6 protein-coding genes are annotated in these 5,506 nt (G+C 61.8%); 2 read left to right on the forward strand and 4 right to left on the reverse strand.

The features are described from left to right. The 4 genes from AC0L14_RS33370 to rpsL all read right to left on the reverse strand — a co-directional run. A partial coding sequence (locus AC0L14_RS33370; RefSeq protein ID WP_246677656.1) for a GTP-binding protein occupies positions 1–122 on the reverse strand: 122 nt, incomplete at its 3' end. 66 nt (positions 123–188) lie between these two features. Beyond that, positions 189–2,279 carry an elongation factor G gene (gene fusA / locus AC0L14_RS33375; protein WP_029352192.1) on the reverse strand — a complete coding sequence of 697 codons (2,091 nt, stop codon included), beginning with the start codon at positions 2,277–2,279 and terminating at the stop codon, positions 189–191. Positions 2,280–2,309: 30 nt separating this feature from the next. Then, positions 2,310–2,780 (reverse strand): 30S ribosomal protein S7, encoded by a 471-nt coding sequence (gene rpsG, locus AC0L14_RS33380; RefSeq protein WP_008875664.1) that lies wholly within the window; start codon positions 2,778–2,780, stop codon positions 2,310–2,312. Positions 2,781–2,865: 85 nt separating this feature from the next. Then, positions 2,866–3,237, reverse strand: coding sequence for a 30S ribosomal protein S12 (gene rpsL, locus AC0L14_RS33385; RefSeq protein WP_006333356.1), 372 nt, complete (start codon positions 3,235–3,237; stop codon positions 2,866–2,868). Positions 3,238–3,699: 462 nt separating this feature from the next. Between rpsL and AC0L14_RS33390 the strand changes: the two genes are divergently transcribed. Both AC0L14_RS33390 and AC0L14_RS33395 read left to right on the forward strand, forming a co-directional pair. Beyond that, complete coding sequence (locus tag AC0L14_RS33390) at positions 3,700–3,981, forward strand: transcriptional regulator (RefSeq protein ID WP_123150797.1); 282 nt, start codon at positions 3,700–3,702, stop codon at positions 3,979–3,981. Between the two features lie 165 nt (positions 3,982–4,146). Then, the gene (locus AC0L14_RS33395; RefSeq protein ID WP_473530019.1) at positions 4,147–5,082 is read left to right on the forward strand and encodes a Gfo/Idh/MocA family protein; all 936 of its coding nucleotides are present in this window, start codon (positions 4,147–4,149) and stop codon (positions 5,080–5,082) included. The last annotated feature ends 424 nt before the right edge of the window (positions 5,083–5,506 follow it).

Consider the following 5,506-nt stretch of genomic DNA (forward strand, 5'->3'; position numbering starts at 1 on the left):
CGCTTGTATTCGCCAAAATACTTGGTGATCGCCGCCGTCAGCGACGTCTTGCCATGATCGACGTGGCCAATCGTGCCGATGTTCACATGAGGCTTTGTACGCTCGAATTTACCTTTTGCCATGTGATGTCTCCATTCCTGCTCGCCCGTGCGGGCTTTGAATTAAGTTAGCGCTGCAACCCGTTCTGGTTACGCGTATTTCTTCTGGACTTCCTGAGCGACCGCGGTCGGCACCGGCTCGTAGTGATCGAATTGCATCGTGTAGGCCGCGCGGCCCTGGCTCATCGAGCGCAGGTTGTCGACGTATTTGAACATGTTGGCGAGCGGCACCATCGCGTTGATAACCACCGCCACGCCACGGGCTTCCTGGCCCTGGATCTGGCCGCGACGGCCGTTCAGATCGCCGATGACGCTGCCGACATAATCTTCCGGCGTCACCACTTCGACCTTCATGATCGGCTCGAGCAACTGCACGCCAAGCCTGGGCGCCGCTTCACGGAAGCAGGCACGGCCAGCGATTTCGAAGGCCAGAACGCTGGAATCCACGTCGTGGTAGGCACCATCGATCAGCGTCGCCTTGACGCCGATCATCGGGAAGCCGGCGAACGGACCCGACGTCATGACGCTGTTGATGCCCTTTTCGACACCGGGGATGTATTCCTTCGGCACAGCGCCGCCGACAATCTTGGATTCGAACAGGAATTCGCTGCTTTCCGGATTTGGTTCGAACAGGATCTTGACGCGGGCGAACTGGCCCGTGCCGCCGGTCTGCTTCTTATGGGTGTAGTCCTGCTCTTGGCTGCGGGTGATCGTCTCACGATAGGCCACCTGCGGCGCGCCGACATTGGCCTCGACCTTGAACTCGCGACGCATGCGGTCGACGATGATGTCGAGGTGGAGCTCGCCCATGCCGGAAATGATCGTCTGGCCTGATTCCTCGTCGGTCTTGACGCGGAAGGACGGGTCCTCGGCGGCCAGGCGATGCAGCGCAAGGCCCATCTTTTCCTGGTCGTTCTTGGTCTTCGGCTCAATCGCGATCTGGATGACCGGATCGGGGAATTCCATGCGCTCGAGGATGACCGGATGCAGCGGATCGCAGAGCGTGTCGCCCGTGGTCGTGTCCTTGAGGCCGGCCAAGGCGACGATGTCGCCGGCGAAAGCCTCTTCGACGTCGGCGCGCGAGTTCGCATGCATTTGCAGCATGCGGCCGATGCGCTCCTTCTTGCCCTTGACCGTGTTGTCGACCGAGATGCCCTTGGTGAGCTTGCCCGAATAGATGCGGGCGAAGGTGAGCGAGCCGACGAACGGGTCGTTCATGATCTTGAAGGCAAGCATCGACAGCGGTTCGTTGTCGTCGGCATGACGCTCGATCTCGGCGTCGGTCTTGGCGTCGACGCCCTTGATGGCCGGAACGTCGGCCGGCGACGGCAGGTATTCGACAACGGCGTCGAGCAGCGGCTGCACGCCCTTGTTCTTGAAGGCGGAGCCACAGAACATCGGGTAGAATTTCACCGCAATGGTGCCCTTGCGGATCAGCGCGCGGATCTCGTCATTGTCGGGCATCTTGCCTTCGAGGTAATTCTCAAGCGCCGTCTCGTCCATTTCGACGGCGGCTTCGATCATCTTCTCGCGGTACTCTTCCGCACGAGCTTTGAGATCGTCCGGGATCTCGACGACGTCCCAGGCAGCGCCCAGCGTTTCGTCGCGCCAGACCAGCGCGTTCATCTCGACGAGATCGACGATGCCCTTGAACTCGGTCTCAGCACCGATCGGCAGCTGCATGACGACGGCATGCGCGCCGAGGCGCGAGCCGATCATCTCGACCGAGCGGTAAAAATCGGCGCCGATCTTGTCCATCTTGTTGCAGAAGATCATGCGCGGCACGCGGTACTTGTCGGCCTGGCGCCAGACGGTTTCCGTCTGCGGCTCGACACCGGCATTGGCGTCGAGCAGCGCAATGGCGCCGTCGAGCACGCGCAGCGAACGCTCGACCTCGATGGTGAAGTCGACGTGGCCGGGGGTGTCGATGATGTTGAAGCGGTGCATCTTGCCGTCACGACCCTTCCAGAAGGTCGTGGTCGCGGCGGATGTGATGGTGATGCCGCGCTCCTGCTCCTGCTCCATCCAATCCATGGTGGCAGCGCCGTCATGAACTTCGCCGATCTTGTGCGACTTGCCCGTGTAGTAGAGGACGCGCTCGGTGGTCGTCGTCTTGCCGGCGTCGATATGCGCCATGATACCGAAATTGCGGTAGTCTTCGATTTTATATTCGCGGGCCATGGGAGGTGCCTCTTCAGTCTCGTTCGCGCTTTACCAGCGGTAGTGCGCGAAGGCGCGGTTGGCTTCTGCCATCTTGTGGGTGTCTTCACGCTTCTTGACGGCGGTGCCGCGGTTGTTGGCCGCATCCATCAGCTCGCCGGAGAGGCGGTCGACCATCGTGGTCTCGTTGCGGTTGCGAGCGGCGGCGATCAGCCAGCGGATGGCCAGCGCCTGACGGCGCTCGGGGCGCACGTCGACCGGAACCTGGTAGGTGGCACCACCGACGCGGCGCGAACGCACTTCCACATGCGGCGCGACATTGTCGAGCGCCTGGTGGAAGACGGTGACCGGCTCCTGCTTGGTCTTGGACTGGACCTGGTCGAGCGCGCCGTAGACGATGGTCTCGGCAACCGACTTCTTGCCGTCATACATGACGGCGTTCATGAACTTGGTGACGATCAGATCGCCGAACTTCGGGTCCGGGTTGATCTCACGCTTTTCTGCACTGTGACGACGGGACATTTTTTCTCTGCCTCAATTCTGCGTGGTGGCCTGGATCCCGGATCGTCGCCTGGCGCCGTCCGGGATGACCTTGGCTACGCTTCGGTCACTTCGGACGCTTGGCGCCGTATTTCGAACGGCGCTGCTTGCGGTTCTTCACACCCTGCGTGTCGAGCACGCCGCGGATGATATGGTAGCGGACGCCCGGAAGATCCTTGACGCGGCCGCCGCGGATCATCACCACCGAGTGTTCCTGAAGGTTGTGGCCTTCGCCGGGGATGTAGCCGATCACTTCAAAACCATTGGTCAGGCGAATCTTGGCCACCTTGCGCAGCGCCGAGTTCGGCTTCTTCGGCGTCGTTGTGTAGACGCGCGTGCAGACGCCCCGCTTCTGCGGGTTCTGCTGCATGGCCGGGACCTTGTTGCGCTTCACCGGCGCAATGCGCGGCTTGCGGATCAGCTGGTTGACGGTAGGCATTAAACCCTCTTGTCTCTCAATTCCGTGTCTCGCCCGGTCAGGGCCGCTCAAAGCGTCATTTCCATACGCAAATTCGGGCCACAAACCGCGCCTCGCGGTCTTGCCCGAACAAATGGCAGAGGAAGCGGAAACCGCTTCATGCACGCCGGAAATGTCTTTTCGCTCGTAAAACGAACCCTGTTTGAGGCAAACTCCAAAGCGTGTCGCTTCGGAAGGGAGAGCCTCACATCGGTTCTGACTGGGCGGCTTCTACTCGCAAGCCTGTTGCCCGTCAACCCCGGAGCGCCAAATATTACGCTGAAACCGAGGCTTGGCAGCCATGCGAAAAGCGCATGTAATTTTCTTTCGCCATTTTGCAAGAGGAGGGAAGAAAGTGACCGGCTTTCGGCTGTTGCGCGGCCATGCTTCATGCGAAAAAGAGGCATGAACAGCACAGATCCCCTCGCCCGGAGGAATCAGCCCGTGAACGACAATGATGAGCGCCCGGTCACCATCATCACCGGCCGGGCGTGGAAGAGGAAAGACGGCAAGCCGGAAGGCGTCCACGTCATGCTGGTCGCGCCCGACGACGATTCGGCGGTGCGCCGGGCGCTCGAATCGCTCTCGGCCGAAGGTTACGCCGAGGCTGAGCTCGATCAGATCGGCGACCTTGACGGCGTGCCCGACGACGAGCCGCACCTGTCGGCCTATCAAGGCGCGCTCGAAGGCGAAGTGTCGATCGTCACCTTCGACGTGCCAGTCTGAGGCAGGGCCAGTCAAAGCAGGGCCAGTCTGAAGCAAGGCCAGTCTGAAGCGGGCTCTATCTCGGCCCGCCGAGCGAGCCTCCCGCGACTTGCCCGGCATCGGTTCTCTGCTAAGAGAACCAATCGCTGCCAGGAGCAGTGCATTTTCCAATCCGTGGAGTCTCCCATGTCCTCGAACAGCAACCCTATCAAGCTCGGCATCGTCGGGGTGGGAAAGATCGTCCGCGACCAGCACCTGCCAGCCCTGGCCAAGGACCGGGACTACCGCCTCGTCGCCGCCGCCAGCCGGCACGGCAAGGTGGACGGGATCGCAAATTTTCCTGATATCGAGGCGATGCTGGACGCGGTGCCGGAGCTTGAGGCCGTATCGCTCTGCATGCCGCCGCAGTTCCGCTACGACGCCGCGCGGACAGCGCTGGCGGCGAAAAAACATGTCTTCCTGGAAAAGCCGCCCGGCGCCACGGTCAGCGAGGTCGAGGATTTGAAGGCGCTAGCGGTCGCGAACGGCGTCTCGCTGTTCGCCAGCTGGCATTCGCGCTATGCCCCGGCAGTCAAGGCCGCGCGCGATTTTCTCGGCTCGACCACAATAAGATCGGCAGCCATCAACTGGAAGGAGGACGTGCGCCGCTGGCACCCGAACCAGGACTGGATCTGGGCTCCGGGCGGCTTCGGCGTGTTCGATCCCGGCATCAACGCGCTGTCGATCGCGACCCATATATTGCCGGCGATGTTCATCACCTCGTCGATCCTCGATTTTCCCGAAAACCGCGCCGCCCCGATCGCCGCACACATCGCCTTCCGCACCTCGAACGGCTTGCCGGTGACGATGGAGCTCGACTGGCGCCAGACCGGCCCGCAAAGCTGGGACATCCTGGCCGAGACGGACAACGGCGCGATGGTGCTTTCCGGCGGCGGCTCAAAACTAGCGGTCGACGGCCGCGTCGTTCACGACGAGCCGGAAGCCGAATACCCGATGCTCTACAGGCGTTTCGCAGAGATCGTGCGCGCCGGCGTTTCCGATGTCGATCTCGCTCCCCTCCAGCATGTCGCCGACGCCTTCATGCTGGGTAGGCGCAATGTGGTGGAAGCGTTTTTCGATTAAGCCGCGGAGCTGTAAGGAGTGGCCTTCGCCCCGGTCCTGACCATCTTGCAAGCGTCGCGCCGCCCCTCATCTGGCTGCCGCCATCTTCTCCCCGTGAACAGGGAGAAGGACGCCGTCATCAAAGATTTCGCCAATCTCCAGCGTCGCAGAAGAGCGCCAGGGCTGCGGCCAGCTTCTTTCTCCCCGTTTACGGGGAGAAATGCCCGGCAGGGCAATGAGGGGCGGCGCCGGACGATCGAAATAAGTCGCAAACACTCGACGACGCCTCCTCCCACTCCGTCGCCAGCGGCATAAGTTTTCCAACTTCAACACAAAAAAAGCCGCCGGGTTGCCCCGACGGCTTTGTTGCCTGAGATCTGTACCGCCCCGCTTTATGCGAGGCGGAACGCAAGTGGGTACGCATATGGTCGGCGACCAAGACCCC

This window comes from Mesorhizobium sp. WSM4841, assembly GCF_055811515.1.